Origin of the sequence: Lysobacter sp. TAF61 (genome assembly GCF_052113485.1) — a bacterium.
GTDB lineage: Bacteria > Pseudomonadota > Gammaproteobacteria > Xanthomonadales > Xanthomonadaceae > Lysobacter_J.
Genome location: NZ_JBFRDH010000001.1, coordinates 932,855 through 958,567, shown reverse-complemented (window position 1 = coordinate 958,567; position 25,713 = coordinate 932,855). Strand labels below are relative to the sequence as shown.

The following is a 25,713-nucleotide window of genomic DNA, read 5'->3' as shown; positions in this document are numbered from 1 at the left end:
AAACCAGTGGTAGCGAGTGGATCTTCTGTAAGGTTGCGGACAACAAGTTCAGTGCGGCCGGCGGCCCTCAGAAGCTCGAGGAGATCATCAATGAGTTCCTCAAGTGGGCAGCGGCCTAACAATTCATTCAAGCCGACACCGCTCCGCGGTGCGGCTTAACTCAGGCGTTAGGCGGCATGGAAACAGTTCGGGTCGTTATGGTGGACGCCTTGCCAGAGCCGGGTACGCAGGCTTTCGCCGGGTACGGCGGGGCAACGATTAACGTCTATACAACTGAATTGTCGGAGCAAGCTGCGGTGGCCATCGCCGCCCGCAAGGTCGCTGAGGCAGGCTGGCAACTTCAGGCTGTAGATGAGACGTTCTTGCTGACCCGACCTGATCTCGTGAATGCAACGCCGGAAGGAGTCGACTACTTTGAGCAAGCACTCTTGGACGGCGTTGTGATGGTCATACATACCTACCCAGCTACTCCGGAGGAGGGAGACCTTGTCCATTAGTTGGCTGCGACCTAACAATTCATTCAAGGGGAAGCCGCTTCGCGGCTCCCCTTAACTCAGGCGTTAGGGCCCGCGCATGAGTTTCTCGTTTGTTTGTCCAACTTGCGGTGATACACACGAGGGCATGCCCACCGACCATGGCTGGAAGCTTCCCGATGTGGTCTGGGACATCCCCGAGGGTGAGCGATCCTGCCGGGGAAAGTTCAATAGCGATCTATGCCAACTTGGCGACCGGTTCTTCATTCGTTGCGTACTCAAGCTTCCCTTCACCGAGCAGTCCGGCTACTACGGCTGGGGCGCGTGGGTAGAGCTGTCGGAGACGGACTTTTATCGCTACGTCGCGATCTATGACAAGGATGGGAGCGAGGAGCCAACAGTCCCAGGAGCCATTGCCAATGCAATGCCGGGCTACTCGCAAACCCTAGGCATGCCTGTCATGGTCCAGTTCCAAGGCAGTACCAGCCGCCCAACAGTCCACGTCCCTTCTGCCAGTGGCCATCCACTAGCTCTTGAGCAGACCTCCGGCATAGACAACCGGCGCTATCACGCAATACTTGTCTCTACCGGGGCAGTGGGCGGGCCCTAACAATTCATTCAAGCCGACTCCGCTCCGCGGTGCGGCTTAACTCAGGCGTTAGGCCATCGGGGAGGGGTATGCGCCATCGGAAGCGAATGTCAGTCGCGGGAGTTTTGGCCGGTAGGCTTGTGCCCCTATGGTTGACCGCATGGCTGTTGATGGCGCCCTTAGCTGGCGCCTTCGCTACCGGCCTCGATCCTGTTATCTCGCGTGCGGAGCAAGGTGACGCGAGTGTGCAGCATGAACTGTGCTACCAGTTTCTCTACGGAGAAGGCGGGCGACAGAAGAATTTTGAACTCGCCTTCCGATGGTGCAGCGCGGCCGCCGCCGCAGGCCAGTCTAGTTCGCAGACTTTGCTAGCTGAGATGTACTACCTTGGCCTACATGTCGAGAAGAATGAAGGAATGGCGAAGGAGTATTACCTTGTGGCGGCAGAGCAAGGCCATCCACATGCGCAGCTCATGCTTGGCCGGCTAGCGCTTCACAATTCAGACGTCGTTGATCCATACCAGTTCTGCTATTGGACCCGTGCTGCGGCCGCGAGGAACTACGGCAAAGCTATTGAACAGCTCCAATCAGTGGAAGACCAGTGGCGCAAGCAGCAAAAGCCTGGTGCCGCCGGCTACTGCGATTCGGTAATGGCTAAGCAATCACACACTCAGGCGTCGCAACCAGCGCCGACAGATGCGGGAGAGGTCAGTCGGACCTCTTGTCCGCTGGAAGTAGACCGAAATGGCTGCGGCCGCAGACCTAACAATTCATTCAAGCCGAAGCCGCTTCGTGGCTCGGCTTAACTCTGGCGTCAGGCCGCTCTGCATGACTCTTCGAAACCCAGGCCCCTTCTCACTCGTGCTGACGATGCCTGCTGTGGGTCTTCTGTGCTGCTTTGCATACTTCGCATATGAGACTGGTTGCACTGCGGACCTTAAGACGGGCTCAGTAGGAGACGCACAGGAGGCCATTCGCCTGGGCGGCATTTCCTTCATCAGCCTCTTACTTGGTCTGGTTTTCGGATCACTGGCTGTCGTCGCAGCCCGCGGAGTGGATGCGGCCGTACGGGGTGGCTGTGCTGTGGCATTCTTTGTTCTAGGGGGCGTAGCGCTTTGGTTTGTCGGGGCCTCCCTAGAGGCTGCGGGCCTGCAAGCGTGTTTTGCGGCCTAATAGTTCATTCAAGCCGATACTGCTCCGTGGCTCGGCTTAACTCAGGCGTTAGGCCACATGAGAACGATCGCGGCAGTCATGGCACTTTGGCTCCTATCAGGCACGGTCTTTGCCCATGAGGATCGCATTCTGCCAATTGGTGCAGGTGGCACGCTTACCGGAATTCCTGACACCTACGGACCCGTCAAAGTGCGTATCTCGCGCGCGACGGATAACCCAAAGGTGCTTACGGGGGTTGCGCTGACATCGCCACACTTCAACATCAACCTTAACCAATGCATTGTCAGCAGGCTAAAGGACGTCACTCGTGTCCAGGCAAGCGGCTCTTGGTATCACGCTCCTGGCAGCCTCCCTCCGTACGTTTCGTTGACGTTGCCGCTTCGTGGCTCGGCTTAAAGACAGGCCGGGCGAGCGGTGACCCGATGTTCGTAGTGTCCGGAGATCTCGCATTTTCCCGCGCCGGAAATTCACTGATGTCCCGCTATTGCCCGGGTGGCTGCGGCGAGAAGCTGCAGGTTCCGCCGAGGGGGCGGCTGGAGGCCGTCGTGCCCTATCAGGATTTCGGCGAGCCCCTACAGATCGCCTCCCTACCTGATCGCCAACTACAGTTCAGTGTTTACGTCAGCGCTGGCCGTGACTAGGTCGGCGCCTGACAATTCATTCAAGCCGAAGCCGCTTCGCGGATCGGCCTAGGCCGCTCGGAGAGTTCATGCCAACGCTGTATTACTTGATGGTTGCTCTGTTCGCTGCTGGCATAGCGAACGATTGGTTCCTGGCCAGGAAGATCCGCAATGCTGTAGAGGCGGGGCGGCTTAAGGGCCAGGATTTCGAGGGTTTTCGCTTCGGTGGCTCTCCTCTTGGAATCGTCATTAACCTCTTTCGCTTGCGGAAGATGCCCGTAGCTAATGATCTATCGGACCCAGACCACATCGCGATCCGACGGCACTGCCGTACTCAGGAAGTTCTCGTCGCGTCGTTGGCCGCTTGCATCGCAGCGGGGTTCTTCCGCAATATCGCGGCCTAACAATTCATTCAAGCCGACACCGCTCCGCGGTGCGGCTAAGTTCAGGCGCTAGGCATAAGGGGAAGCTTCGTGACGCCGGAAATGCTCATTGCCGTGGTGGTTGCTGCCGTTGCGGCCTTGGGTCTTGTTACCAAGTTTCTGCCAAAGCGCAAACCACCATCCCCGGTATTCCAATGCGGCCGTTGCGGCACGGCCTCACGACACAACGACCGTACGACAGATGCCTGGCGGGGCGGTAAGACAAAGTTCTTCTGTCAGACGTGTCATGCCAAATGGCTTCAGTCGCGTTCACCGCTGGAGCGGGAGACGTACGTCAAGGCGGCTGGTAGCGCAAGCTCTGGTTGTCTTGGTGCAGTTGCACTTTTCGCATTGCTACCGCTGGGCGGCCTAGTGGCGTGGGCTTATGCCTGACAGTTCATTCAAGCCGAAGCCAATTCGCGACGCGGCTCAACTCAGGCGTTAGGCCGCATGCTCGAACCTCGCGGAATCTTGATTCAAGGAAACGTGCATGAAAGGAGTATTTCGACTCGCGGCAGTTGTTGTTGGGTTCGCGTTCTCTACAACAATTGCCACCGCACAGGAAGCAATGATTCCTGCGTCGACAAACGTGCTAGCGCAGATCGACTCGATGGCAGCGGCCGAGTTCGCAAAGGACAAGGCAGGCAGTCTGACGGTGGGCGTCATCATGGCCACCGACCGGTTCTGGACCAAAAGCTACGGTGTCACTGGCATTGGGCCGGCATCCGCACCTGCGGACCGCAAAACGGTCTACAGAATAGGATCCATCACCAAACAGTTCACCGCATTGATGCTGCTTCAACTGGTGCAGCAAGGAAAGGTTCGACTCTCCGATCCTGTCGAAAAGTACTTGCCCGAGATCGACCGGATCCAGGGCCAGATTCCGTTCGCAGCCCCTATTACTTTGGTGCAACTCGCAACGCATACGGCAGGGTTGTCCCGCGAGCCTGACGACGCGAAACAATTCACGTCCGGCCCCGTCGCGTACTGGCGCGACGACCTGCTGCGGGCTCTGGGAAAGACCAGATATATCCATAGTCCTGGCTCGCAGTATTCGTACTCGAATATCGGCTACGCGATTCTTGGGGCCGCTCTTGCGCGCGCGGCGGGCCAGGACTATATCGGCTACGTCGAGGAGCACATTTTCCAGCCCCTTGGCATGAAGGACACCGCCTTCGAACTCAATGAAGAGATGCGGAGCCGTCTTGCCACTGGCTTCGATATTGAAGAGGGCCAGTTGGATTCAACGACCTCGCAACGGGAGCTCCGCGGCCGTGGCTACAAAGTGCCCAATGGCGGCATCTATTCCACGATGGACGATCTCGCCGCATTCGTGTCGTTCGAACTCGGCAATGGGCCCGAGGCCGTTCTGCAGAAGGAGGCGTTGGACGAGAATTTCAACCGCCTCATTGCTTCCAACCCAAATCTGACCGGCGGCTATGGCATTGGGTTCGAGACCTTCCGCCGTGGCGATTTGCAAGGGTTCGGCCATAGTGGCCAAGTGGCCGGTTACGAATCCGCGGCCTATTTCAATCGCAAGTCGCAGACAGCCGTCATCATGTTGCGCAGTGCATCGGGCGGCTCGTATCGCGGCACGAGCTTGTGCATCAGCATTCTCCAGGCGCTTGACGAGGATCGACCACCGCAGGTCGGATCAGTTTCAGCGCCGTCACAGCAGGTGGCGCAGCGTCGGCAAGTACTTCTCGCTGGAGCCGGTGTTGACCGCTACCACACGCTCATCGCGCCGGATGAGGCCGCGGTCGAGTAGCTGCGGTAGGGCTGCGAGGCAGGCTGCGCCCTCGGGCGAGATCCAGTCGTGCGTGCGGCGCCACTCCGCTGCGAGTTCGGTTTCGATCTCGGCTTCATCGACCGCGACGGCCGCGCCACCGCTCGTCCGGATGATGTCCAGCACGCGGAAATGACCGACGCCGCCGGGCACGTTGAGACCCACGGCGAGGGTCTGCCCCGCCGCGGCGACTGTCGTGTCCGCCGCGCCGTCGTCGAACGCACGCACGAGCGGGGCAGTTCGTGCGCTCTGCACGCACAGCATGCGCGGGCGTCGCCCACCGATCATCCCGAGTGCCTCGAGCTCGTCCCACGCCTTCCACATGCCCAGCACGCCGGTGCCGCCGCCGGTGGGATAGATCACCGCGTCGGGCAACGACCAGCGTGTTTCGCCCGGCACCGGCTCAGCGAGTTCCAGGCCGAGCGACTTCTTCCCCTCGATCCGCCACCCCGGTTCCTGAAACGTTGCGACGGAAAACCAGCCATCTGGGATGTAGCGCTCCTTGAGGAACGCGCCGGCCTCGCGGATGGTCGGGCCGACCAGCTCGAGCATCACCCGATCGGGATAGCGCTTGGCGGCCGCGGCGACGCCGCCGAGAATTGGCATCGGCGTGTCATCCGGCATTGCGACTACGACGCTCAGTCCGCCTTCGAGCGCGTAACGTACTAGCGAATCGCCGGCGTTGCCCTGCGTCGGCACCGCGAGCCTGGTCAGACCCAGGCGTCGCGCCTGCGCGGCGACCATCGCCATGCCGCGATCCTTGAAGCTCTGCGTCGGGTTCGCGCCGTGTCCGGGATGTGCCTTGCCTTCGTCCTTGAGCTGGAGCGCAAGGCCTGCCTTTGCCGCGACCGGATGCGTCGAGTAATCGAGCAGCGGCGTCGCGCCTTCGCCGAGCGGGACGAGATGCGCGGCGTCGACCGGATCGTCGGCATCGAGCGCCATCAACGCGCCAAAGCGCCACAGGTCGCGACGCTGCGGGCGATACCACGCCGCATCCGGTTTCTCGCGCGCCAGACGCTCGAGGTCGAGCACCATCTCGACTGGCCGGCCGTCGACCGGATCGAGGTTCATCGGAACGTCGGCGGAGTACTCGACGCCGGAGGCGATACCGCGAACGCAGCGCACGTAGGACATGGGCGGACCCGATCGGAGGTCCGTCGTTGTCGCAGCCCCGCGCCCGGATTGCAACCACGCGCGGCTCTCCCTGTTCGTTAACGGCGGGTGGGCGGTGGAAGCTGCGCCGCCGTAGCCCCGCATTGGCCGTGGATGCGCCGCACTTCTCGGCCCGCCTGAGCTAGTCCTGGGACACAGGGTTTTAAGGCCTGAAGGGTTGGTCCACTGGCCGCCGCAAGCTGCTACATTTCGGGCCGGGGAGGGCCCCGTGCACGGACGGCAGCAGTTCTCGGCTCCGGTCACGGCGTTGGGCCTAACAGTTCATTCAAGCCGAACATCATCGCTACGCGCTTGGTGTCGGCTCAACTCCGGCGTTAGGCTCGTTTGGGAGATCTCTATGGGCTGGCTGATCACCAAGTACCTGCTCACTGCTGCCGTCGTGGTCATCGTGTCTGAGGCTGCAAAGCGCAGTGACAAGCTGGGCGGATTCATCGCTGCCCTTCCCTTGGTCACATTCTTGGCACTCATCTGGCTGTACGTCGAGAAGCAGCCTGAAGCAAAAATCGCCAACCATGCCTGGTACACGTTCTGGTACGTGCTGCCTACGTTGCCGATGTTCCTGGCATTCCCGCTGCTACTGCCCCGCCTCGGCTTCTGGCTGACCATGCTGGCAAGCATCGGCATTACAGTGCTGTGCTTTGGCTTGTTTGCTGGGGCGGTCCGTCACTTTGGCATCCAACTGCTGCCGTGACCGGGCCAATGCAGATCTCTGATGACCAGGTCAATGAAGCCGCACTGGCTGGCTTTGGCACCGATGCGATCCGGCTGCTCTGTGCCGGAGATGTGTCGACCTTGGTGGATCGCTATGGGTACGCGCTTGCCCTCGGCCGCGAGCCAGTGGCGGCCATCCGGGACGACTTGGCTAACTGCCTTGCAGGGCTTCGCGCTACGCACCTTATGCGCATACCTGATGCTGCCTCAGTCACGGCCGAGTACTTCCAACCGAACGACATTGGCTTGTTCGCACTCGTTGCTTTGGGAAATGCATTGATTCTTGTTGCATGCGCAGATGAGCTCAGCAGAGCGGCTTGCCCTTGGCGTCAGGTGCAGAAATGGTCCTGCTAGTTCTCCTGCTGCCGTTCCTAGCGTTCGCTTTAGTGCGGCTGGCCGGCCGTCTCCTTCCCACAGTCAGGAGTCGTCGCGTCTGGCGCGGTGCGGTCGCCGCCTGGGTCGTTCTATCCACTGCCGCCTTCTGCTCCATCGCAGATCACTATCTGAAGCAAGACCCGGGCGAAGCGCTGAGCGCTTGGCATAAAGATGGCGGATTCATGGCTCTCGCTTTCGTGTTCTACAACTCTGTCCTGGTCGCCCTCGTGGCCTCGCTGGTTGCAGTTGTCGCGCTAGTACGCCGTCGCCTGCGCAGCTAGTCTGCCTGGAACAGATCAGTGCCGCGACGGGTTTTCCCCGCTCACGATAGGAGTAGGACATGCTGCAGATGCGTCCAGGCTGCGAATGCTGCAATGTTGATCTGGCGCCAGATTCGGAGGACGCCTGGATCTGTTCGTTCGAGTGCACGTTCTGCACGACCTGCGTCGAGTCCAGGCTTGGCGGCCGCTGCCCCAACTGTGGCGGGTCGTTCTCCCTGCGGCCCACTCGCGTCGGTGGCGCCCTGGAAAGGAACCCGGCATCGACGGAGCGGGTTTTCAAGCCAGGCGGCTGCGCACCGGCAGCCTGACAGTCAATTCAAGACCAAGCCGGTCAAGACCAGGCCAGCCCGGCTCGAGTCTGGCGGTGGGCCTCCAGGTGGTCTTCGTCGCCGTATTCGCGGCTTCATCAGGGGGGCGGCCGGTTCGTCGCACGCCGGTTGCCAATGGCCCCGCCGGATCGCAGTGTTGGCCGTGCCGTAACGGACCCGTGTCGCGAGGAGACTGGAAATGAAGGCGCTGATTGCCGTTGTTGCCTGGTGCATCCTGTTCGTTCTCTGCTGGCCGCTGGCCCTGCTGGCGCTGGTCCTGTGGCCGATCGCCTGGCTGATCGCCCTGCCGTTCCGCCTGGTGGGCATCACGTTCTCCGCCTTGTTCGCGCTGTTGCAGGCAATTCTCCTGCTGCCTGCGCGCCTCCTTGGCTGGCGTTCCGGGCCCGCTGAAGTGGCGGCACGCGGTTGACCGGCCGCCGCATTTTGTAGACAGTCGGCAAGGGGAAGTTTCAACCATCCGGCGTCAGCCTTCCTGGGGAGGAAGAATGCGCAACCTGCTGCTGTCTGTCGTGGCCCTTGCCTTGCTGCTCACGGCCTGTGCCAAACCCGTGCCGCCCGCGAAAGCCGACTACGTCGGCGAGTGGCGTTCGCAGACCATGGCGCTGCTGATCACGCAGGACGGAAGCGTCGTCTACAAGCGCCTGGAAGCGGGCGTGAGCAAGTCCGTCGAGGGCCCCCTGCAAGGGTTCGATGGCGATGACTTCAGCGTCGGCCTCGGCCCGATCAAGACCACCTTCGTCGTTTCCCGGCCGCCCTATCAGGCGCAGGGGGAGTGGAAGATGGTCGTGGACGATGTGGAGCTCACCCGGGTCAAGGAAGGCTGAGCATGTCCACCGACAATCCGTGCATCGCACCCGCCGCGGCCATCGCCAATCCGCGCGCTGAAGCAGACGTGAGGCGTGAGCGGCATTCCGATGGCGGTCCTGAAGGATTCGCGTTGAACGCGCCGGGGGGTTCCTGTCTCGCGGCGCCAGCGCAATGAGCGACCGGGTCGCGCGTTACCCCGCCTCGACCTTTGCCTCCAGCGCGCTGCTGTTCTTCGGCAGCGGCCTGGCGACGACGCTGCTGCTGTCTGCCAAACCGCTCGAATCGCTGGTCGGCGTCACGGTGGCCTGCATCGGCCTGTCGATCATGCTGGGCAGGCTGAGGCGGCGAAATCTGGCGATGCAACTGATGCGTCATGGGCGAGCGGTCGAGGCCAGGGTCACCGATGTCCAGGACGACGGCCTCTTCCAGGTCAGCGGCCACGCGCCCTACCGGATCGTCGCGCAATGGGTGGATCCTGCCACCGGCGAGGTCCACATATTCCGCAGCTGGAAAGTGCTGAACGACCCCCGGGTGTTCCTCAGGCACGACCATGTCGTGGTCTATATCGATCCGCAGCGTAGCGAGCGGTATTTCCTGGATATCTCGTTCCTGCCGGAGTTCGACGGCGCCGGGCCGGCGTGATTCGGAGGAAGCAACGGCCGTCGCTGCCCGGTGGCGGCCGTCACGCCGCGCGACTATCCTGCGGCGGTGCCCTGGGGAGGGCATCGCACGACCAGACGCAAACCAGTCAACCAAGGGGAAATCGAAATGCAGAATCCGTATCAGGCGCCGGCCGCGACGCTGGCCGAGCTGTCGATGGGCGACAACACGTCGGGCATGGGCAAGGACGCGACGATTCCGCCGGGCGTATCCGGCTGGAGCTGGGGTGCGTTCCTGTTGAACTGGATCTGGGCGGTGAGCAACCGCACCTGGATCGGCCTGCTCTGCTTCATCCCGTATGTCGGCTTCGTGATGTCGATCATCCTGGGCATCAAGGGCCGCGAGTGGGCCTGGCGCAACAAGCGCTGGGACAGCGTCGAGCACTTCCAGCGCGTGCAGCGCAAGTGGTCGATCTGGTCGCTGGTGATCATCGTCGGCGTGACGGGTCTGGCCATCCTCGCGGCAATCGCCATTCCGGCGTACCAGGATTACGTGGTGCGGGCACAGGCCGCGGGCTGAGGCCGCCCTCACACCAGCCCTCTCCCGCTAGCGGGAGAGGGGCTTCATGCGGTCAGCAGCAGCGCGAGCGGCCCTTGCCGTAGCGCGCCAGCATCCGTTCGTGGAAGAACGCGTCACGGCTCATCGCGGGTAGTTCCGGATGGTTGCGCCGCATGTGCTCGACGTAGGTGTCGTAGTCGGGAATGCCGATCGCCAGGCGCGCGGTCCGGGCGCCCGCACGCCACCAGCGTGCGAGCAGGTCCAGGGCCATGGCGCCGGTATCAGCGAGCGAGGCCATCGAACGCAACATACTCACTCTCCTTGGCCGTCGGGGCATTGTTGCGGCGTGCCGCAAACGCAGCCTTCAGGCCGAAGAACACCGTGGCCAGCACCACCAGCACGAACAGTGCGCACAGGCCGGCATCGAGGTAGTTGTTGAAGATCACCCGCGTCATGTCGTCCATCGACTTGGCCGGGGCCAGCACCTCGCCGCGCGCGGCGGCATCGGCGAACTTGCGGGCGTTGGCGATGAAGCCGATCTTCGGATCCGGGTGGAACAGCTTCTGCCAGCCGGCGGTCAGCGTGCAGATCAGCAGCCACGCGGTCGGGATCAGCGGGATCCACAGGAACTTCTCGCGCTTCATCTTCACCATCACCACGCTGCAGAACACCAGCGCCAGGCCGGCGAGCATCTGGTTGGCGATGCCGAACAGCGGCCACAGGGTGTTGATGCCGCCCAGCGGATCGACCACGCCCTGGTAGAGGAAGTAGCCCCACAGGGCCACCGCCAATGCCGTGCAGGCCACGTTGGCCGCCCAGCTTTCGGTCTGCTTGAACGGTGCGTAGGCCAGGCCCATCAGTTCCTGGATCATGAAGCGGGCGACGCGCGTGCCGGCATCGACCGTGGTCAGGATGAAGAGCGCTTCGAACAGGATCGCGTAGTGGTACCAGAACGCCATCATGCCTTCGCCGCCGACCAGCCCGTGCAGGATCTGCGCCATGCCGACCGCGAGCGTCGGTGCGCCGCCGGTGCGCGAGAGGATGGTGGTTTCGCCGATTTCCTTGGCGGTGGCGGTGAGGATGTCAGGCGTGAGCACGAAGCCCCAGCTCGAGATCGCAGCCGCGGCCGATTCGGCGGTGGTGCCGATCAGCGCCGCCGGTGCGTTCATCGCGAAGTACACGCCCGGCTGCAGCACGCAGGCGGCGATCAGCGCCATGATCGCGACGAATGCTTCCATCAGCATGCCGCCGTAGCCAATCAGCGGGATCTGCGATTCGTTCGAGATCATCTTCGGCGTGGTGCCGGAGCTGATCAGGGCATGGAAGCCCGAGACCGAACCGCACGCGATGGTGATGAACAGGAACGGGAAGAGTTTGCCGCTGAACACCGGGCCGGTGCCATCGACGAACTTGGTCATCGCCGGCATCTGCAGGTCGGGCATGGCGATGAGGATCGCGACGGCCAGCACCAGGATCGTGCCGATCTTGAGGAACGTCGACAGGTAGTCGCGCGGCGCCAGCAGCAGCCACACCGGCAGCACCGCGGCGATGAAGCCGTAGGCGATCATCAGCCACGCCAGGGTGGTGCCGCTGAGGTGGAAGATCGGCGCCCACTCCGGGCTCGCGGCGACCTTGCCGCCGCTCCAGATCGCCAGGATCAGCAGGACGAAGCCGATCACTGAGACTTCCATGATCCGGCCGGGACGGAAGTAGCGAAGGTACAGACCCATCATGATCGCGATGGGGATGGTCATCGCCACCGTGAAGGTGCCCCACGGGCTGTCGGCGAGCGCCTTGACCACGACCAGCGCCAGCACCGCCAGCAGGATCACCATGATCATCAGGATGCCGATCATCGAGATCACGCCGGCGGACGGTCCCATCTCGGCGCGGATCATCTCTCCGAGCGAGCGGCCGTCACGGCGGGTGGAGAAGAACAGCACCAGCATGTCCTGCACCGCGCCGGCCAGGACCACGCCGAACAGGATCCACAACGTGCCGGGCAGGTAGCCCATCTGCGCGGCGAGCACCGGGCCGACCAGCGGGCCGGCGCCGGCGATCGCGGCGAAGTGGTGGCCGAACAGCACGCTGCGCGGCGTCGGCACGTAATCCAGGCCGTCGTTGCGGCGCCAGGCCGGTGTCGCGCGGGTGGGGTCGACCATCAGCGCGTTGCGCGCGATGTACAGGCCGTAGAAGCGATAGGCGATGGTGAACACCGAGACCGATGCCACCACCAGCCACATCGCGCTGATGGTTTCACCCCGGTGCAGCGCGATGGTGCCGATGCAGAACACGGCAAGTACCGCGACCGCGACCCAGCCAAGCCAGGACAGTGCTTTCATGACACCCCTCCGTAAGGATCAACGAAGGGTCGCGCCGCCGGTGGCGCCGGGTCAATGCGCAGTGCGCAATGGATCCTGCGACTTTGGTCTAAGCGTGACAACAATCCCAGCGTTTACAGCCACTTGGCCCGGCGAAGGAAGGCGAAGAGGATCAGGCACACCACCACGGTCACGCCGATCAGGATGCCGTAGCTGTGGCGGCCCTGCAGCTCGGGCATGTTGTGGAAGTTCATGCCGTACCAGCTGGCGATCAGGGTAGGGGCGGCCAGCAGCGCGGCCCAGCCGGCCAGGCGCTTGACCACTTCGCCCTGGCGGATCGTCACCAGCGACAGGTTCACGCTCATCGCCGCGGTCAGCATTTCGCGCAGCGTGTCGGTGGTGTCGTTGATGCGCACGACGTGGTCGAGCACGTCGCGGAAGTACAGCTGGCTCTCTTCGTCGACCAGGGTGTTGCGCATGCGCGAGAGCTGGCCAAGGATGTCCTGCAGCGGCGCCACGGCCATGCGCAGGCGCGTGAGTTCGCGCTTGAGTTCGTAGAGTTTCTTGACGGTGTCGGCGCGGAATTCGTCGGCGAAGATGTCCTGTTCCAGCTCGTTGAGGTCCTGGCTGAACTCCTGGACGATCGGCAGGAAGTTGTCGACGATCTGGTCCAGCACCACGTACAGCGCCGCGGCCGGGCCGTGGGCCATGTCCTCCGGGTCGCGCTCGAAGCGCGCCCGCGCCGGGGCGTAGCTGGTCGAGGCGCCATGGCGCACGGTCACCAGGTAGCGAGCACCGACGAACATGTGGCTTTCGCCGAAGCGGATGTGGCTGTCCACGCTCTGCGCGGTGTGCACGACGATGAACAACGAGTTGCCGTAGCTCTCGATCTTCGGGCGCTGGTGGGCGTTGCGCGCATCCTCCACGGCCAGGTCGTGCAGGCAGAACTCTTCCTGCAACTTGTCGAGGATGTCGTCGGCCGGCTCGTACAGGCCGACCCAGATGAAGGTGCCGTCATCGACGGCGAGGACGTCGCTGATCTGGTCGAGGGTGATATCGCGGCGCTGGCCGTCGCGGGTGTAGGCGGCGCAATTGACGACGCACTGGGGCAGGGTGGGATCTTTCATGGCGCGATCGTGCCCCCGCGAATCAGCCAGGGCAAGTCATCGCGGCAATGCCGTGGCCGGCGCGTGGCCGGCCGTTCAGCGCTTGCGAAGCCCCAGCCACAGCCCGAGCTGGATCGGCAGCAGCAAGGCGACCCAATGCGCATTGCGCTGCGGGTAGACCGGCAGCCAGTACACGAACAACGCAGCGACGGCGGCAATGGCCAGCACCGTCAGCCAGCGCCGGAACCACGGGCCCGGTTCGCGACCGCGCAGCAGCCGCCATCCGCCGGGCAGGAGCAGCCAGGCCAGCGGGTTCAACAGCAGCAGGTTGTTGTTGGCCCAGCCGTAGCGATGCTGGGTGCCGAGCCAGATGAACAGCATCACCGCACCGAGCACGCCCGACAGCGTCCAGAACGGCAATGCCAGCGCCGCCACTGCGCGCGGACGACGAGGGCCGGCCCAGGCCGCGGCAATGCCCAGCACGAGGCCCACCAGGCACCACGGCCACCAGCGCGGCGGCGGTGTCTGCGGCTCCGGTGGCAGCCGGTGCGGCAGGATCGGCTGCTCCGACAGCACCAGCGGCCGGCCTTGGCTGTTCTTCACTTCGCGCAGCGCGGAGGCCAGGCGCATCGGCACGTACGATTCGCTCCACACCGGTAGCGGCTGGTCCGCCGACGGACCCAGGCCGACGTCGAAGCCCAGCCACATCCACCAGGCCGGCGAGGCCAGCCGCACCGCTTCGCTGCGGTAGGTGCTGCCGTGGGAGCGGCCTTCGATCTGCCGGCGCAGGCCGCCATCGAGCACGCGGTCGAGCGAATCGCGCACGCGCGTGCTGCAGTTGTCGTCGAAGTACTGATAGGCGTAGTGCGCGTTCTCCGGCTTGGCGTTCTCGGCCAGGGCCGCGGCAAGTTCGTTGGCCTGGGCGTCGCTCAGGTCGAGCCATTGCACGTCGACGCCGCGGCCTTCGTCGCGGTACTGCAGCAGGTCCTGCTCGAACGGCAGCGCCGCCAGCTGATAGCGCATGTGGCCGCGGACGAAGCGGCTGAGGAAGTCAGGCTCGCTCGGGTCGAAGAAACCGAAGTTGTAGGAGATGGCGGCGCCGGTGTCGGGGTCGACGACGACAATGGCGTTGTGGCCGAAGCGCTCGAAGAAGATCTCGCCGGGCTGCATCGTGGCTACGCCGATGCGGGGGGTGGCGGCGAAGGCCTGGGTGCCCAGAAGGCTTGAGGCGAGCAGGACCGCGGCCATGAGCAGTCGCTTCGTTCGCCTCCACCCCAGCCCTCCCCCGCCAGCGGGGGAGGGGGCGCTTTCGTCACGCATCCGACAGGACGCCGACGTGGAAGGCGTGGACGCGGCGCGCGTCGGCGCCGGAGACGCGGAAGACGAAGCGGCCCAGGGTGAGCTCTTCGCCGGCTTCGGGCAGGTGGCCGATCGCGGCCGTGACCAGGCCGCCGATGGTGTCGTATTCGTCGTCGTCGAAGTCGGCACTGAAGCGCTCGTTGAAGTCGGCGATGGGCGTGAGCGCGTCGACGACGAACTGGCCGTCGGCCTGCGCGGCGATTAGCGCACTGGGGTCTTCTGCGTCGTCGTGCTCGTCGTCGATCTCGCCGACGATCTGCTCCAGGACGTCCTCGATGGTGACCAGGCCGGCGACGCCGCCGTGCTCGTCGATCACGATCGCCATGTGGTTGCGCGACTGGCGGAACTCGCGCAGCAGCACGTTCAGGCGCTTGGATTCGGGAATCAGCACGGCCGGGCGCAGCAGCTCATGGACACTGCCGGGGCCGTTGTCGGCAACCACGCCGCGCAGCAGGTCCTTGGCCAGCAGCACGCCGAGGATCTCGTCCTTGTCGTCGCCATGCACAGGGAAGCGCGAATGGCCGGATTCGACCACCTGCCGCATCAGGTCCAGGAACTTGCCGTCGGCCGGCAACGAGACCATCTGCGAACGCGGGATCATCACGTCGCCCACGGTCAGGTCGGACACCGCAATGGCGCCTTCCATCATGCGCAGGGTGTCGGCGGCGATCAGGCCGTCGGCTTGCGCATCGCGCAGCAGTTCGACCAGGTCCTCGCGGGTGGTGGGTTCGCCGGAAAGCGCCGAACTGATGCGTTCGAGCCAGGAACGCGGCTTCTCGTGGTGCCGTCGCTCGTGGGTTTCCTGCGCGTGGAAGCTACTACTGTCGTCCTCGGACATTGCGTTCTTGAAGGCGCCCAGGGGGAAGGGCGACGGGAGGAGTCTACCCCGGATGCGGCTGGGGTGGGCTTCCGGCCCCTGGGGCGGCGCGGAATGGACCGTCCGGGCAGCGGCCGGCTCAGTCCTGGTACGGGTCCTCGATCCCGAGTCCGGCCAGGATCTCGCGCTCGAGCTGCTCCATGCAGATCGCTTCCTTCTCGTCCTCGTGGTCCCAGCCCAGCAGGTGCAGCGCGCCGTGGACGGTGAGGTGGGCGTAGTGGGCGGCCAGCGGTTTCTTCTGCTCCTTGGCCTCGCGCGCCACCACCGGCGCGCAGATCACCAGATCGCCCAGCAGCGGCAGCTTCACGCCCTTGGGCAGGCCGGCGGGCAGGTCGGCGGGGAAGCTGAGGACATTGGTCGCGTAGTCCTTGCCGCGGTAGTGGCGGTTGAGTGCGCGGCCTTCCTTGGTCCCGACGATGCGGATCGCCAGGTCGGCTTCACGGATGCGGCTTTCCAGCGCGGCCGCCACCCATTTGCGGAAACTCACCGCCGCCGGGATGCCGGTGCGCGGAACTGCATAGTTGATGGCAACGTCGAGTCGAATGGGGCCCCGGGTCATGGCGTCTGCGCTCAGGAGGACGGGCCCGACGCCGAGTCCTTGGCGTCGCGGGCGTCGTAGGCGTTGACGATGCGCGCCACCAGCGGGTGGCGCACCACGTCGCGCGATTCGAAGAAGGTGAAGCTGATCCCGTTGACGTCATGCAGCACATCGAGCGCGTCGCGCAGGCCGGACTTCTGGTGCTTGGGCAAGTCGATCTGGGTCAGGTCGCCGGTGACCACGGCGGTGCTGCCGTAGCCGATGCGGGTCAGGAACATCTTCATCTGCTCGATCGATGTGTTCTGCGCTTCATCGAGGATCACATACGCATCGTTAAGCGTGCGTCCGCGCATGTAGGCCAGCGGCGCGATCTCGATGACGTTCTTCTCCAGCAGCTTGACCACTTTCTCCACGCCAAGCATCTCGTAGAGCGCGTCGTACAGCGGGCGCAGGTAGGGGTCGACTTTCTGGGTGAGGTCGCCGGGCAGGAAGCCGAGCTTCTCGCCGGCCTCGACCGCCGGGCGCACCAGGATCAGGCGCTGCACGCGCGCCTCGTTCAGCGCTTCCACGGCGCTGGCGACGGCGAGGAACGTCTTGCCCGTGCCGGCCGGGCCGATGCCGAAGTTGATGTCGTGGGTCGCGATCGCGTGCAGGTATTTGGCCTGGTTGGCGCCGCGGCCGCGGATCGTGCCGCGCTTGACGCGGATGCTGACTTCCTGCGGCTCGACGTCATCGGCGGCGACGGCGTCGGCATCGATTTCGGTCAGGCGCAGGTGGATCGCAGGCTCGGTCAGCGTTTCCTCGGCGGTGTCGCGCCAGAGGTCACGTAGCAGGCGTTCGGATTTGTTGACCGCGAGCGGCGGCCCGACGATGCGGAAGACGTTGCCGCGGTTGGCGATCTCCACGCCCAGGCGGAGTTCGATCATGCGCAGGTGGCCATCGAACGGGCCGGTGAGGTTGGCCAGGCGTTCTGCTTGCGCGGGTTCGAGGGCGAATTCGGAAGTGGTTCGAGAGGACATCGAGAGGAGGTGTCTTCCGTGGCGGAACGGGCGTGGCGGAGCGCGTGTTGCGGAGCAGGCCGCGCAGCTCGCCGGGGGGTAAACAGCTTGCGCCTGCACGGGCGATTTCGCAAAGCGATCGCCGTCGGGCAGGCAGCCGTGGCGTCAGTCGCGCCGCGCGGTGGCTGCAGGCCTGAGGGCGCGGATGACCAGGTACACGCCGACCGCGCCAACCAGCAATGAGCCGATCAGCCACAACCACATCACCGTGTCGCCGGCATGCTCGCCGTCGCGCAGGTAGCGCATGGCAAAGCGCAGTAGGCCGAGCGCGCCGATGGCGCAGAACCACAGGCCCAATGCGCAGCGCTGGAGCACGGTGGAGGAAGGATTCGGGTCGGACATGGCGGCAAGGTCTGCGGGCAATGGCTGCGACACGATAGGGCACGGGCCTCGGCCGCGCCGTTGCAGCTCCGGGCGGATTCGCTGCCCCACGACCGTTCGTCGGCCTGGGGTTGAAACTAATTAATCGTTGAATTAAATATAGCGCCCATGACACAGTCGCGCCAAACCCCGGCCGGGAAGGCCGGTACGCCGTCCAGGCCCGCCAAAGGGGCGATCCGTCGCGCTCCGGGCCGACCCGGGCCCGACAGCCCGGACCTTCGTGAGCGCCTGCTCGACGGCGCACTGGCCTGCTTCGCCCGGCAGGGCATCGCGGCAACGCCGCTGCGCGCCATCGCGACCGAGGCGGGGGTGACGCCGGCACTGCTGCACTACTACTTCGGCGACAAGGAGCAGCTGCAGGAGGCGGTGGTGGTCGAGCGCATCCTTCCGGCCTTCGCCCGCCTGCGCGAGCCGCTGATGCAGGCCGGTGACGATGTCGCCGAACTGGTGGCGGTGTTCGTCATGGGCATCGGCCGCCTGGTCGCCGAACACCCTTGGCTGCCGGCGCTGTGGGTGCGCGAAGTGTTGTGCGAGGGCGGCGCGTTGCGGGGAGTCCTGTTCGAGCGGATTGGCCCGCAGATGCCGCAGATGATGGCCGCGCGCTTCGCCCAGGCGCAGCAGCGCGGCGAGATCAATGAAGACCTCGATCCGCGCCTGCTGATGGTTTCGCTGATCGGATTGACCCTGTTTCCCGCGGCCGGCGCCCCGATCTGGCGCCACATGTTCCAGGCCGACGACCTGGATTTCGACGCGTTGCGCCGGCACACGCTGGCGTTGCTGGATCGCGGCCTGGGTGTGAGATGAAAGGCGCAGCCATGAACGACACGACGAGCACCTCCACGACAACGCACAAGGCCTGGCTGGCCCTGGCCTGCGTCGCCCTGCTGGCAGGCTGCGGCAAGGAGCCGGAGCAGGCGCTGGGCACGCTGGAATGGGACCGCATCGCCTTGCCGGCGACCGCGCCGGAACGGATCGTCAGCATCGACGTGCGCGAAGGCCAGCGGGTCGAAGCCGGCACGCGCCTGGTGCAGCTGGAAGTCACGCGCACGCAGGCAGAACTGGCCGCATTGCAGGCGCAGGCGCGCCAGGCCGGTGACGTGCTGGCCGAACTGGAGGCCGGCCCGCGCAGCGAGGACATCGCCCAGGCACGCGCGCGCCTGGCCGCCGCGCAGGCCGAGGCGGTGGACGCCCGCGCGTACTACACGCGGCTGCAACCGCTGGGTCGGCAACAACTGGTCGCGGCATCGGACGTCGATCGCGCCCGCGCCGCCGCGCACAACGCCGAAGCCCAGGTGGGCGTCGCGCAGGCGGCGCTGCTGGAACTCGAACGCGGCACACGCGTCGAACAGATCGCGCAGGGAGAGTCGGCGCTGGCCGCGGCCAAGGCGCAAGCGGCATCGCAGCAGGTGACCCTGCAAAAGCTCGACCTGGTCGCGCCGCGTGCCGGCGTGGTCGACAGCCTGCCGTATCGCCTGGGCGACCAGGCGCCGGTCGGCGCGCCGCTGGCGATCATGCTGGTCGGCCCCGCGCCGTATGCACGCGTCTACGTGCCCGAGCCGATCCGCGCCGGCGTCCGCGTCGGCCAGTCCGCGCGCGTGTTCGTGGACGGTCGCGACGGTGCGCTGCAGGGCAAGGTGCGGATGATCCGCAACGAAGCCAGCTTCACCCCCTACTACGCACTGATCGGCAAGGACGCGGCACGGTTGAGTTACCTGGCCGAAGTCGAACTCGTTGGCGGACAGACCGCGAACCTGCCAGCGGGGTTGCCGGTGCGGGTCGAGTTCGAGGCGACCGCGAAGTGAACGCCGGCGCCGACGAACTGGCGATCCGCGCGCGCGGACTGACCAAGCGCTTTGGCGCCCTGGTCGCGGTCGATCATGTCGACCTGAGCGTGCCGCGCGCCAACGTCTATGGCTTCCTCGGCCCCAATGGTTCCGGCAAGACCACCACCATCCGCATGCTGTGTGGGCTGCTGACCCCGAGCGATGGCGAAGTGGAGGTGCTGGGCCTGCGCATCCCCGCGCAGGCCGAGGAGCTGCGCCGCCGGATCGGCTACATGACGCAGAAGTTCTCGTTGTTCGAAGACCTGACCGTGCGCGAGAACCTCGAGTTCCTCGCCGCGGTGCAGGACATCCCGCGCGCGGCGGCGGCCAGGCGCATCGACGAACTGGTCGCGCAGTACCACTTCGAGGACCGCCAGAAGCAACTGGCCGGCACCATGAGCGGCGGCCAGAAGCAGCGCCTGGCGCTGGCCGGCGCGGTGATCCAGAAGCCCGAACTGCTGTTCCTGGACGAGCCGACCAGCGCGGTCGATCCGGAATCGCGGCGCGACTTCTGGGAAAAGCTCTTCGACCTGGCCGATGCCGGCACCACCATCCTGGTGTCCACCCACTACATGGACGAGGCCGAGCGCTGCCACCGCATCGCCATCCTCGATCGCGGCGTGCTCGTTGCCGATGGCACGCCGGACGAACTGACGCGGGCACTGGCCGGGCGCACCGTCGAAGTGCTTGCGGCGCAGCCGCGGCGCGCGCAGCAGCTGCTGGTCAAGGTGCCCGGCGTGCTCAGCGTGGCGCAGATCGGCAATTCGCTGCGCGTATTGAACGAGAGCAATGGCGACGCCGCCGAACGCCTGCAGCAGGCGCTGGCCGGTGCCGGGATGGAAGCCACCGTGAAGGTCTCGCAGCCCAACCTCGAGGACGTGTTCGTCTCCGCCACGCGCGGCCGTGACCCCAGTGGCAGCGGTCCGGAGCAGGAGCGCGCCGCATGAACCTGCGCCGCCTGCTTGCGATCGTGCAGAAGGAAATGCGGCAGATGCGCCGCGACCGCATCACGCTGGCGATGATCGTCGGTATTCCGGTGATGCAGCTGGTGCTGTTCGGCTACGCGATCAACCTCAACCTGCGCGGCCTGGAAACCGGCGTGGCCGACCAGGCCAACACCGCCGGCTCGCGCGCGGTGGTCATGGACATGGTCGCGACCGGGGTGATCGATCCGTCGGTCAGCGCCACCTCGCCGCAGGAACTGATGGAGCAACTGCGGCGCGGCAACATCAGCGTCGGCGTGGTGATCCCGCCGGACTTCGAGCGTCGCCGCTACGAGGGCCGCGAGGCGGTGCAGGTGCTGGTGGACGGCAGCGACACGGTGGTCCAGAGCGCTGCGATCCAGCTCGCGCAGTTGCCGCTCAGCAACACTCCGACCAACAACCTCGCACCGGCGCGCGCGGGCACCGGCCAGCTCGGCGCTGGCCAGATCAGCGTGGTCAGCTTCTACAACCCGGAACGGCGCTCGGCGGTGAACATCGTGCCGGGCCTGATCGGCATCATCCTGACCATGACCATGGTGATGTTCACTGCCGTGGCCATCGTCCGCGAGCGCGAACGCGGCAACATGGAGCTGCTGATCGCCACGCCGCTGACCAGCAGCGAGTTGATGATCGGCAAGGTGCTGCCCTATGCCGGCATTGGCCTGATCCAGACCACGCTGGTGATCGTGCTGGGCATGTGGCTGTTCGACGTGCCGATCCGCGGCAGCCTGCTCGACGTCTACCTCGCCGCGGTGCTGCTGATCGTCGCCAACCTGACGCTGGGCCTGTTGATCTCGACCAAGGCGCAGTCGCAGTTCCAGGCGATGCAGATGACGTTCTTCGTGTTCCTGCCGTCGATCCTGCTGTCGGGCTTCATGTTTCCGTTCGCCGGCATGCCCAGGGTGGTGCAGTGGCTGGCCGAGGTGCTGCCGCTCACCCATTTCCTGCGCCTGATCCGCGGCGTGATGCTGCGCGGCGCCACCCTGGTGGAGCTCTGGCCGGAGGTGCTGGCGCTGCTGGCCTTCATCACGGTGATGATGACGGCGGCGATCCTGCGCTTCCGCAAACGCCTGGACTGAGGCCGTACTCCCGACGGACGACTTGCGCGCCACCGCGCCATTGCGCAAAGTCCACTGGCTTCGATTGCCGGCTTGAACTGCCGGCTTCAATCGCCTGGGGAGGCGCAATGCACAAGCTCGCGATAGCTGTTTCCACCTTGTTGCTCGCACTGGCCGGTAGCGCCGCCGCGGCCGAGGTCACCGTACTCAGCGCGGCCAGGATCCACACGATGGACACCGGCCAGCCGCGCGTGCAGGCGCTGGCCTACGACGAGACCGGGCGCATCCTTGCCCTGGGCGACACCGCTGCGCTGCTCAAGCGCTACCCGAAGGCCAAGCGCGTCGATGCCGGCGAGTCGACCGTCATCCCCGGCCTCATCGACGCGCACGGGCATGTCTCGGGCCTCGGCCTGACGATGCTCACCGCCGACCTGGTCGATTCAACCAGCAAGGACGAGGTGATCCAGCGCCTGCGCGGGTTCGCCGCGAAGTTGCCGGCCGATGCCTGGTTGATCGGACGCGGCTGGGACCAGAACGACTGGCCGGAAAAGCACTTCCCGACCGCCGCCGACCTCGACGCCGCCTTCCCCGACCGCCCGGTCTGGCTCGAACGCATCGACGGCCATGCCGGCTGGGCCAACAGCGCGGCGATGCGCGCGGTCAAGCGCGACCTCGCTGGCAGCTGGCAGCCCGATGGCGGCCGCATCGATCGCGACGCTGCCGGCAAGCCGACCGGAATCTTCATCGACGGCGCCATGCCGCTGGTGGATGGTGCGCGGCCGCCGCTCGACGAAGCAACGGCCGAGCGCGCGCTGGCACTGGGAATGCAATCGGCCGTGGAGCACGGCCTGACCGGCGTCCACGACGCCGGCGTGAGCCTGGCCGAATTGAACCTCTATCGGCGCCTGGCCGACCGCAATGAGATGCCGTTGCGGATCACCGCCATGGCGGCCGGCGACGGTGACGCACTGGCCGAATTGTGCCGCGACGGCCTGTACCGGCACCCGTCGGGCCGCCTGCAGATGCGCACCGTCAAGCTCTACGCCGACGGCGCGCTGGGCAGCCGCGGCGCGGCGATGCTGCAGGACTACAGCGACGAGCACGGCAATCGCGGCCTGCTGCTGACATCGCCCGAGGCGCTGGCGGCGGCGGTGGCCAAGGCCAAGCGCTGCGGCGTGCAGGTGGCGACGCATGCCATCGGCGACCGCGGCAACCATGAGGTACTCGAAGCCTATGCACGCGCACTGGGCGCCGACGCCGCCGGCGATCACCGCTGGCGCATCGAGCACGCCCAGGTGCTGACGCCGCAGGACCTGCCGCGCCTGGCGCAGCTGCATGTCATCGCCTCTATGCAGCCGACCCACGCCACCAGCGACATGCCCTGGGCGCAGGACCGCATCGGCCCGCAGCGCATCATCGGCGCGTATGCCTGGCGCCAGTTGCGCGACAGCGGCGCACGCCTTGCGCTGGGATCGGACTTCCCGGTGGAATCGGTCGACCCGCGCTTGGGGTTGTATGCGGCCACGACCCGCGCCGACGCCCACGGCCTGCCGGTGGGTGGGTGGTTCCCGCAGGAGAAGCTGACCGCATTCGAGGCGCTGCGCGGTTTCACGCTCGACGCGGCCTATGCCGGTTTCGCCGAGAACGAAGTGGGCAGCCTGGTCGTCGGCAAGCGCGCCGATTTCGTCGTGCTGAAGGAAGACCCGCTGGCGATTGCGCCGGCTCTTCTGCGCGAGCTGACCGTCGTGGCGACCTACGTCGACGGCCGCGCGGTGTACACGGCCGGGAAGTAGGGGAGATGTCCCAACCCTCTCCCGCGCCGCGGGAGAGGCGCTCGATTACGCCGCGTCCTGCTCGCCGGCCGTGGCCACGCGCCCGCGCAGCGAATTGCTCAGCGCTTCGGTGATCAGCACGTCAACGAACTGCCCGACCAGGCGCGGATGGCCGGCAAAGTTCACCGAGCGCATGTTCTCGGTCTTGCCGGTCAGCTCGTTCGGATCCCTCTTCGACGGGCCTTCCACCAGCACGCTCTGCACGCTGCCGACCATGGCCTGGCCGATCGCGCGGGCGTTGTCGTTGATCGCCGCCTGCAGGCGCGACAGGCGCGCGTGCTTCTCCTCGCCGGAGACGTTGTCCTCCAGGTCGGCCGCGGGCGTGCCGGGACGGCGCGAGTAGATGAAGGAGAACGACTGGTCGAAGCCGACGTCCTCGATCAGCTTCATCGTCTTGTCGAAGTCGGCCTCCGATTCGCCCGGGAAGCCGACGATGAAGTCCGACGACACCGAGATGTCCGGACGCACCGCGCGCAGCTTGCGGATCTTCTGCTTGAACTCCAGCGCGGTGTAGCCGCGCTTCATCGCCGACAGGATGCGGTCGCTGCCGGCCTGCACCGGCAGGTGCAGGTAGTTGGCGAGCTTGGGCACGTCGCGGTAAGCCTCGATCAGCGAGTCGGAGAACTCCAGCGGATGCGAGGTGGTGAAGCGGATGCGGCCGATGCCTTCGATCTCGGCGATGGTGCGGATCAGCAGGCCCAGGTCGGCGACCTCGCCGTCCCCGCCATCCTCGGCCGGGGCAATGGGACCGCGGTAGGCATTGACGTTCTGGCCGAGCAGGTTGATCTCGCGCACGCCCTGCGAGGCCAGGTCGGCGACTTCGACCAGCACGTCCTCGAACGGCCGGCTGATCTCCTCGCCGCGGGTGTAGGGCACCACGCAGAACGAGCAGTACTTCGAGCAGCCTTCCATGATCGACACGAACGCGCTCGGGCCGTCGGCGCGCGGTTCGGGCAGGCGGTCGAACTTCTCGATCTCGGGGAAGCTGATGTCGACCTGCGGCAGGCCGGTGGCGCGCTTGGCGGCGATCAGTTCCGGCAGCCGATGCAAGGTCTGCGGGCCGAACACCAGGTCGACGTAGGGCGCGCGCTTGACGATCGCTTCGCCTTCCTGCGATGCCACGCAGCCGCCGACGCCGATCACCACCGGGCGGCCGCCCTGCTTGAGCGCCTTCCAGCGGCCGAGCTGGCTGAAGACCTTCTCCTGCGCCTTCTCGCGGATCGAGCAGGTGTTGATCAGGATCACGTCGGCTTCTTCGACCTTGTCGGTCAGCTCCATGCCGTCGCTGGCGGCGAGCACGTCGGCCATCTTGGCCGAGTCGTACTCGTTCATCTGGCAACCGTGGGTCTGGATGAAGAGCTTCCTGGCGCCGGTCGGGGCGGCGGCAGCGGGGGCGGCGGGGGCAACAGGGGCAGCAGCGGTGTCGGTCATGGTCTCGATCCGGGGAGGGCGGCGGTTATTCCGCGCCGGAGGGGGCGTCATTCTACCCGCGCCGGCGCCAGGGGCGGGCCGGGTCGGGCGGCCGATCGCGTTGGATCAGGGGAAGGGCAGGGCGCGAGGTGCGCCGCCGGGGTCGAGGGAATGTCCGTGAAGGCAGGTGCGTGGTGGCTGGGGGCCGTATGCCTGCTGGCATTGTCGCCGGCGGTGGCCGCCGGTCCCGAGCGCTGCGAGCGCGGGGGCGACCCTGCCGCGAGCGCCTCCGCGGCCGTGTCCACGCCGGCGTGCCCCGGGGCCGCGACCGCCGCCCCGCTGGGCCGGGTGAGCCAGCCGTCGATGCCGTCCCGGGTCGGAGAATCGGCGCTGCTGCTGCCCACAGTCGCGCGGGAACTGCAGGAACCGCAGGTCGCAAGCATCGATACGGCGGCAACTCCTGACGAAATGCCGATGCGGGTGGCGCAAGGCGAGGTCTACCGGTACACCAGCGGCGGCGACGTTATTTACAGCAGCGGCCGTCCGGCCAGGCGCGCGGGCATCGGCGCGGTCAGCCTGGTGCGCTACACCTACATGGAAACCTGCTACGCCTGCGACCTGCAGCCGGGCATCGACTTCGGCACGGTCAGCCTCAACACCGATGCCTACCGGCGCGAGATCGCCTCGGCCGCGCGCGATTTCGGCGTCGACGAGTCGGTGGTGCGGGCGGTCATCCATGCCGAATCGGCCTACAACCCGCGCGCGCTGTCGCGGGTCGGGGCGCAAGGGCTGATGCAGTTGATGCCGGACACGGCGCGGCGCTTCGGCGTCGCCAACGTCTTCGATATCGGGCAGAACATCCGCGGAGGCGTGCAGTACCTGGCGTGGTTGCTCAAGCGTTTCAACGGCAACCTGACGCTGGCCGCGGCCGGCTACAACGCCGGCGAAGGTGCGGTCGATCGCTACCGGGGCGTCCCGCCCTACAGCGAAACCCAGCGCTACGTCGAACGGGTGGCGGTGCTGGCCGACCGCTACCGCAACGCCAGGGCAGCGCCCTGAGCGTGGCCATG

General features: G+C 65.9%; 29 protein-coding genes. 19 read left to right on the top strand and 10 right to left on the bottom strand.

The window, feature by feature from the left end:
- Positions 1-20: 20 nt before the first annotated feature.
- The 6 genes from AB4Y64_RS04420 to AB4Y64_RS04395 all read left to right on the top strand — a co-directional run bounded on the left by AB4Y64_RS04420 (position 21) and on the right by AB4Y64_RS04395 (position 5,045).
- Positions 21-119 carry an Imm53 family immunity protein gene (locus tag AB4Y64_RS04420; protein ID WP_441815236.1) on the top strand — a complete coding sequence of 33 codons (99 nt, stop codon included), beginning with the start codon at positions 21-23 and terminating at the stop codon, positions 117-119.
- A gap of 57 nt (positions 120-176) precedes the next feature.
- Positions 177-497, top strand: a complete 321-nt coding sequence (locus AB4Y64_RS04415; RefSeq protein WP_441815194.1) for a hypothetical protein — start codon at positions 177-179, stop codon at positions 495-497.
- 76 nt (positions 498-573) lie between these two features.
- Positions 574-1,083: a DUF2199 domain-containing protein gene (locus AB4Y64_RS04410; RefSeq protein WP_441815193.1), complete on the top strand. Its 510-nt coding sequence runs from the start codon at positions 574-576 to the stop codon at positions 1,081-1,083.
- A 131-nt stretch (positions 1,084-1,214) separates the two neighbouring features.
- Positions 1,215-1,868 carry a tetratricopeptide repeat protein gene (locus AB4Y64_RS04405; RefSeq protein WP_441815192.1) on the top strand — a complete coding sequence of 218 codons (654 nt, stop codon included), beginning with the start codon at positions 1,215-1,217 and terminating at the stop codon, positions 1,866-1,868.
- Positions 1,869-2,944: 1,076 nt separating this feature from the next.
- On the top strand, positions 2,945-3,259 hold the full coding sequence (locus AB4Y64_RS04400) for a hypothetical protein (RefSeq protein ID WP_441815191.1): 315 nt from the start codon (positions 2,945-2,947) through the stop codon (positions 3,257-3,259).
- 508 nt (positions 3,260-3,767) lie between these two features.
- Positions 3,768-5,045, top strand: coding sequence for a serine hydrolase domain-containing protein (locus AB4Y64_RS04395; protein ID WP_441815190.1), 1,278 nt, complete (start codon positions 3,768-3,770; stop codon positions 5,043-5,045).
- Here AB4Y64_RS04395 and AB4Y64_RS04390 read toward each other — a convergent pair.
- Positions 4,947-6,197 carry a threonine synthase gene (locus AB4Y64_RS04390; RefSeq protein ID WP_441815189.1) on the bottom strand — a complete coding sequence of 417 codons (1,251 nt, stop codon included), beginning with the start codon at positions 6,195-6,197 and terminating at the stop codon, positions 4,947-4,949. The genes AB4Y64_RS04395 and AB4Y64_RS04390 overlap by 99 nt on opposite strands.
- Positions 6,198-6,573: 376 nt before the next feature.
- On the opposite strand from AB4Y64_RS04390, the gene AB4Y64_RS04385 reads away from it, so the two are divergent.
- The 7 genes from AB4Y64_RS04385 (at position 6,574) to AB4Y64_RS04355 (ending at position 9,918) form a co-directional block, all read left to right on the top strand.
- Entirely contained in the window at positions 6,574-6,927 is a 354-nt protein-coding gene (locus tag AB4Y64_RS04385; protein ID WP_441815188.1) for a DUF3147 family protein, read from the top strand.
- An 8-nt stretch (positions 6,928-6,935) separates the two neighbouring features.
- Complete coding sequence (locus AB4Y64_RS04380) at positions 6,936-7,301, top strand: hypothetical protein (protein WP_441815187.1); 366 nt, start codon at positions 6,936-6,938, stop codon at positions 7,299-7,301.
- Positions 7,302-7,662: 361 nt separating this feature from the next.
- Positions 7,663-7,911 carry a DUF1272 domain-containing protein gene (locus AB4Y64_RS04375; RefSeq protein ID WP_441815186.1) on the top strand — a complete coding sequence of 83 codons (249 nt, stop codon included), beginning with the start codon at positions 7,663-7,665 and terminating at the stop codon, positions 7,909-7,911.
- Between the two features lie 199 nt (positions 7,912-8,110).
- Complete coding sequence (locus tag AB4Y64_RS04370) at positions 8,111-8,341, top strand: hypothetical protein (RefSeq protein WP_441815185.1); 231 nt, start codon at positions 8,111-8,113, stop codon at positions 8,339-8,341.
- Between the two features lie 76 nt (positions 8,342-8,417).
- Positions 8,418-8,756: a hypothetical protein gene (locus AB4Y64_RS04365; RefSeq protein ID WP_441815184.1), complete on the top strand. Its 339-nt coding sequence runs from the start codon at positions 8,418-8,420 to the stop codon at positions 8,754-8,756.
- 154 nt (positions 8,757-8,910) lie between these two features.
- The gene (locus tag AB4Y64_RS04360; RefSeq protein ID WP_441815183.1) at positions 8,911-9,381 is read left to right on the top strand and encodes a hypothetical protein; all 471 of its coding nucleotides are present in this window, start codon (positions 8,911-8,913) and stop codon (positions 9,379-9,381) included.
- Between the two features lie 126 nt (positions 9,382-9,507).
- Positions 9,508-9,918, top strand: coding sequence for a hypothetical protein (locus AB4Y64_RS04355; RefSeq protein WP_441815182.1), 411 nt, complete (start codon positions 9,508-9,510; stop codon positions 9,916-9,918).
- Between the two features lie 52 nt (positions 9,919-9,970).
- On the opposite strand, the gene AB4Y64_RS04350 is transcribed toward AB4Y64_RS04355, so the two are convergent.
- The 8 genes from AB4Y64_RS04350 to AB4Y64_RS04315 all read right to left on the bottom strand — a co-directional run bounded on the left by AB4Y64_RS04350 (position 9,971) and on the right by AB4Y64_RS04315 (position 17,498).
- Positions 9,971-10,168, bottom strand: a complete 198-nt coding sequence (locus AB4Y64_RS04350) for a YbdD/YjiX family protein (protein WP_441815235.1) — start codon at positions 10,166-10,168, stop codon at positions 9,971-9,973.
- Between the two features lie 10 nt (positions 10,169-10,178).
- Complete coding sequence (locus AB4Y64_RS04345) at positions 10,179-12,239, bottom strand: carbon starvation CstA family protein (protein ID WP_441815181.1); 2,061 nt, start codon at positions 12,237-12,239, stop codon at positions 10,179-10,181.
- A 113-nt stretch (positions 12,240-12,352) separates the two neighbouring features.
- A complete protein-coding gene (gene corA / locus AB4Y64_RS04340) occupies positions 12,353-13,345 on the bottom strand; it encodes a magnesium/cobalt transporter CorA (RefSeq protein ID WP_441815180.1) in 993 nt (330 codons plus the stop codon).
- A 75-nt stretch (positions 13,346-13,420) separates the two neighbouring features.
- On the bottom strand, positions 13,421-14,572 hold the full coding sequence (locus tag AB4Y64_RS04335; protein WP_441815179.1) for a lipoprotein N-acyltransferase Lnb domain-containing protein: 1,152 nt from the start codon (positions 14,570-14,572) through the stop codon (positions 13,421-13,423).
- A 64-nt stretch (positions 14,573-14,636) separates the two neighbouring features.
- A complete protein-coding gene (locus AB4Y64_RS04330; RefSeq protein WP_441815178.1) occupies positions 14,637-15,521 on the bottom strand; it encodes an HlyC/CorC family transporter in 885 nt (294 codons plus the stop codon).
- Between the two features lie 118 nt (positions 15,522-15,639).
- Complete coding sequence (gene ybeY / locus AB4Y64_RS04325; protein WP_441815177.1) at positions 15,640-16,119, bottom strand: rRNA maturation RNase YbeY; 480 nt, start codon at positions 16,117-16,119, stop codon at positions 15,640-15,642.
- Between the two features lie 11 nt (positions 16,120-16,130).
- A complete protein-coding gene (locus AB4Y64_RS04320) occupies positions 16,131-17,117 on the bottom strand; it encodes a PhoH family protein (protein WP_441815176.1) in 987 nt (328 codons plus the stop codon).
- Between the two features lie 144 nt (positions 17,118-17,261).
- Entirely contained in the window at positions 17,262-17,498 is a 237-nt protein-coding gene (locus AB4Y64_RS04315) for a hypothetical protein (protein WP_441815175.1), read from the bottom strand.
- A gap of 147 nt (positions 17,499-17,645) precedes the next feature.
- Between AB4Y64_RS04315 and AB4Y64_RS04310 the strand changes: the two genes are divergently transcribed.
- From AB4Y64_RS04310 to AB4Y64_RS04290, 5 genes are all read left to right on the top strand, one after another.
- Positions 17,646-18,341, top strand: a complete 696-nt coding sequence (locus AB4Y64_RS04310; RefSeq protein ID WP_441815174.1) for a TetR/AcrR family transcriptional regulator — start codon at positions 17,646-17,648, stop codon at positions 18,339-18,341.
- 11 nt (positions 18,342-18,352) lie between these two features.
- Entirely contained in the window at positions 18,353-19,339 is a 987-nt protein-coding gene (locus AB4Y64_RS04305; RefSeq protein ID WP_441815173.1) for an HlyD family secretion protein, read from the top strand.
- Between the two features lie 23 nt (positions 19,340-19,362).
- Positions 19,363-20,307 (top strand): ATP-binding cassette domain-containing protein, encoded by a 945-nt coding sequence (locus AB4Y64_RS04300; protein ID WP_441815234.1) that lies wholly within the window; start codon positions 19,363-19,365, stop codon positions 20,305-20,307.
- Entirely contained in the window at positions 20,304-21,422 is a 1,119-nt protein-coding gene (locus AB4Y64_RS04295; RefSeq protein WP_441815172.1) for an ABC transporter permease, read from the top strand. Before AB4Y64_RS04300 ends, AB4Y64_RS04295 begins: the two co-directional genes overlap by 4 nt.
- Before the next feature lie 107 nt (positions 21,423-21,529).
- Positions 21,530-23,194 carry an amidohydrolase gene (locus AB4Y64_RS04290; protein WP_441815171.1) on the top strand — a complete coding sequence of 555 codons (1,665 nt, stop codon included), beginning with the start codon at positions 21,530-21,532 and terminating at the stop codon, positions 23,192-23,194.
- 45 nt (positions 23,195-23,239) lie between these two features.
- On the opposite strand, the gene miaB is transcribed toward AB4Y64_RS04290, so the two are convergent.
- Entirely contained in the window at positions 23,240-24,664 is a 1,425-nt protein-coding gene (miaB, locus tag AB4Y64_RS04285; protein WP_441815170.1) for a tRNA (N6-isopentenyl adenosine(37)-C2)-methylthiotransferase MiaB, read from the bottom strand.
- Positions 24,665-24,814: 150 nt separating this feature from the next.
- Here miaB and AB4Y64_RS04280 point away from each other — a divergent pair, with 150 nt between their 5' ends.
- Positions 24,815-25,702, top strand: coding sequence for a lytic transglycosylase domain-containing protein (locus tag AB4Y64_RS04280; RefSeq protein ID WP_441815169.1), 888 nt, complete (start codon positions 24,815-24,817; stop codon positions 25,700-25,702).
- The last annotated feature ends 11 nt before the right edge of the window (positions 25,703-25,713 follow it).

Coding starts and splice junctions, on each gene's coding strand:
- AB4Y64_RS04385 (WP_441815188.1), top strand. CDS start 6,574: ATGGGCTGGCTGATCACCAAGTACCTGCTCACTGCTGCCGTCGTGGTC.
- corA (WP_441815180.1), bottom strand. CDS start 13,345: ATGAAAGATCCCACCCTGCCCCAGTGCGTCGTCAATTGCGCCGCCTAC.
- AB4Y64_RS04320 (WP_441815176.1), bottom strand. CDS start 17,117: ATGTCCTCTCGAACCACTTCCGAATTCGCCCTCGAACCCGCGCAAGCA.
- AB4Y64_RS04315 (WP_441815175.1), bottom strand. CDS start 17,498: ATGTCCGACCCGAATCCTTCCTCCACCGTGCTCCAGCGCTGCGCATTG.
- AB4Y64_RS04280 (WP_441815169.1), top strand. CDS start 24,815: ATGTCCGTGAAGGCAGGTGCGTGGTGGCTGGGGGCCGTATGCCTGCTG.
- AB4Y64_RS04295 (WP_441815172.1), top strand. CDS start 20,304: ATGAACCTGCGCCGCCTGCTTGCGATCGTGCAGAAGGAAATGCGGCAG.
- AB4Y64_RS04375 (WP_441815186.1), top strand. CDS start 7,663: ATGCTGCAGATGCGTCCAGGCTGCGAATGCTGCAATGTTGATCTGGCG.
- AB4Y64_RS04370 (WP_441815185.1), top strand. CDS start 8,111: ATGAAGGCGCTGATTGCCGTTGTTGCCTGGTGCATCCTGTTCGTTCTC.
- ybeY (WP_441815177.1), bottom strand. CDS start 16,119: ATGACCCGGGGCCCCATTCGACTCGACGTTGCCATCAACTATGCAGTT.
- AB4Y64_RS04350 (WP_441815235.1), bottom strand. CDS start 10,168: ATGGCCCTGGACCTGCTCGCACGCTGGTGGCGTGCGGGCGCCCGGACC.
- AB4Y64_RS04380 (WP_441815187.1), top strand. CDS start 6,936: ATGCAGATCTCTGATGACCAGGTCAATGAAGCCGCACTGGCTGGCTTT.
- AB4Y64_RS04410 (WP_441815193.1), top strand. CDS start 574: ATGAGTTTCTCGTTTGTTTGTCCAACTTGCGGTGATACACACGAGGGC.
- AB4Y64_RS04360 (WP_441815183.1), top strand. CDS start 8,911: ATGAGCGACCGGGTCGCGCGTTACCCCGCCTCGACCTTTGCCTCCAGC.
- AB4Y64_RS04390 (WP_441815189.1), bottom strand. CDS start 6,197: ATGTCCTACGTGCGCTGCGTTCGCGGTATCGCCTCCGGCGTCGAGTAC.
- AB4Y64_RS04345 (WP_441815181.1), bottom strand. CDS start 12,239: ATGAAAGCACTGTCCTGGCTTGGCTGGGTCGCGGTCGCGGTACTTGCC.
- AB4Y64_RS04310 (WP_441815174.1), top strand. CDS start 17,646: ATGACACAGTCGCGCCAAACCCCGGCCGGGAAGGCCGGTACGCCGTCC.
- AB4Y64_RS04305 (WP_441815173.1), top strand. CDS start 18,353: ATGAACGACACGACGAGCACCTCCACGACAACGCACAAGGCCTGGCTG.
- AB4Y64_RS04335 (WP_441815179.1), bottom strand. CDS start 14,572: ATGGCCGCGGTCCTGCTCGCCTCAAGCCTTCTGGGCACCCAGGCCTTC.
- AB4Y64_RS04415 (WP_441815194.1), top strand. CDS start 177: ATGGAAACAGTTCGGGTCGTTATGGTGGACGCCTTGCCAGAGCCGGGT.
- AB4Y64_RS04365 (WP_441815184.1), top strand. CDS start 8,418: ATGCGCAACCTGCTGCTGTCTGTCGTGGCCCTTGCCTTGCTGCTCACG.
- AB4Y64_RS04290 (WP_441815171.1), top strand. CDS start 21,530: ATGCACAAGCTCGCGATAGCTGTTTCCACCTTGTTGCTCGCACTGGCC.
- miaB (WP_441815170.1), bottom strand. CDS start 24,664: ATGACCGACACCGCTGCTGCCCCTGTTGCCCCCGCCGCCCCCGCTGCC.
- AB4Y64_RS04400 (WP_441815191.1), top strand. CDS start 2,945: ATGCCAACGCTGTATTACTTGATGGTTGCTCTGTTCGCTGCTGGCATA.
- AB4Y64_RS04330 (WP_441815178.1), bottom strand. CDS start 15,521: ATGTCCGAGGACGACAGTAGTAGCTTCCACGCGCAGGAAACCCACGAG.
- AB4Y64_RS04355 (WP_441815182.1), top strand. CDS start 9,508: ATGCAGAATCCGTATCAGGCGCCGGCCGCGACGCTGGCCGAGCTGTCG.
- AB4Y64_RS04395 (WP_441815190.1), top strand. CDS start 3,768: ATGAAAGGAGTATTTCGACTCGCGGCAGTTGTTGTTGGGTTCGCGTTC.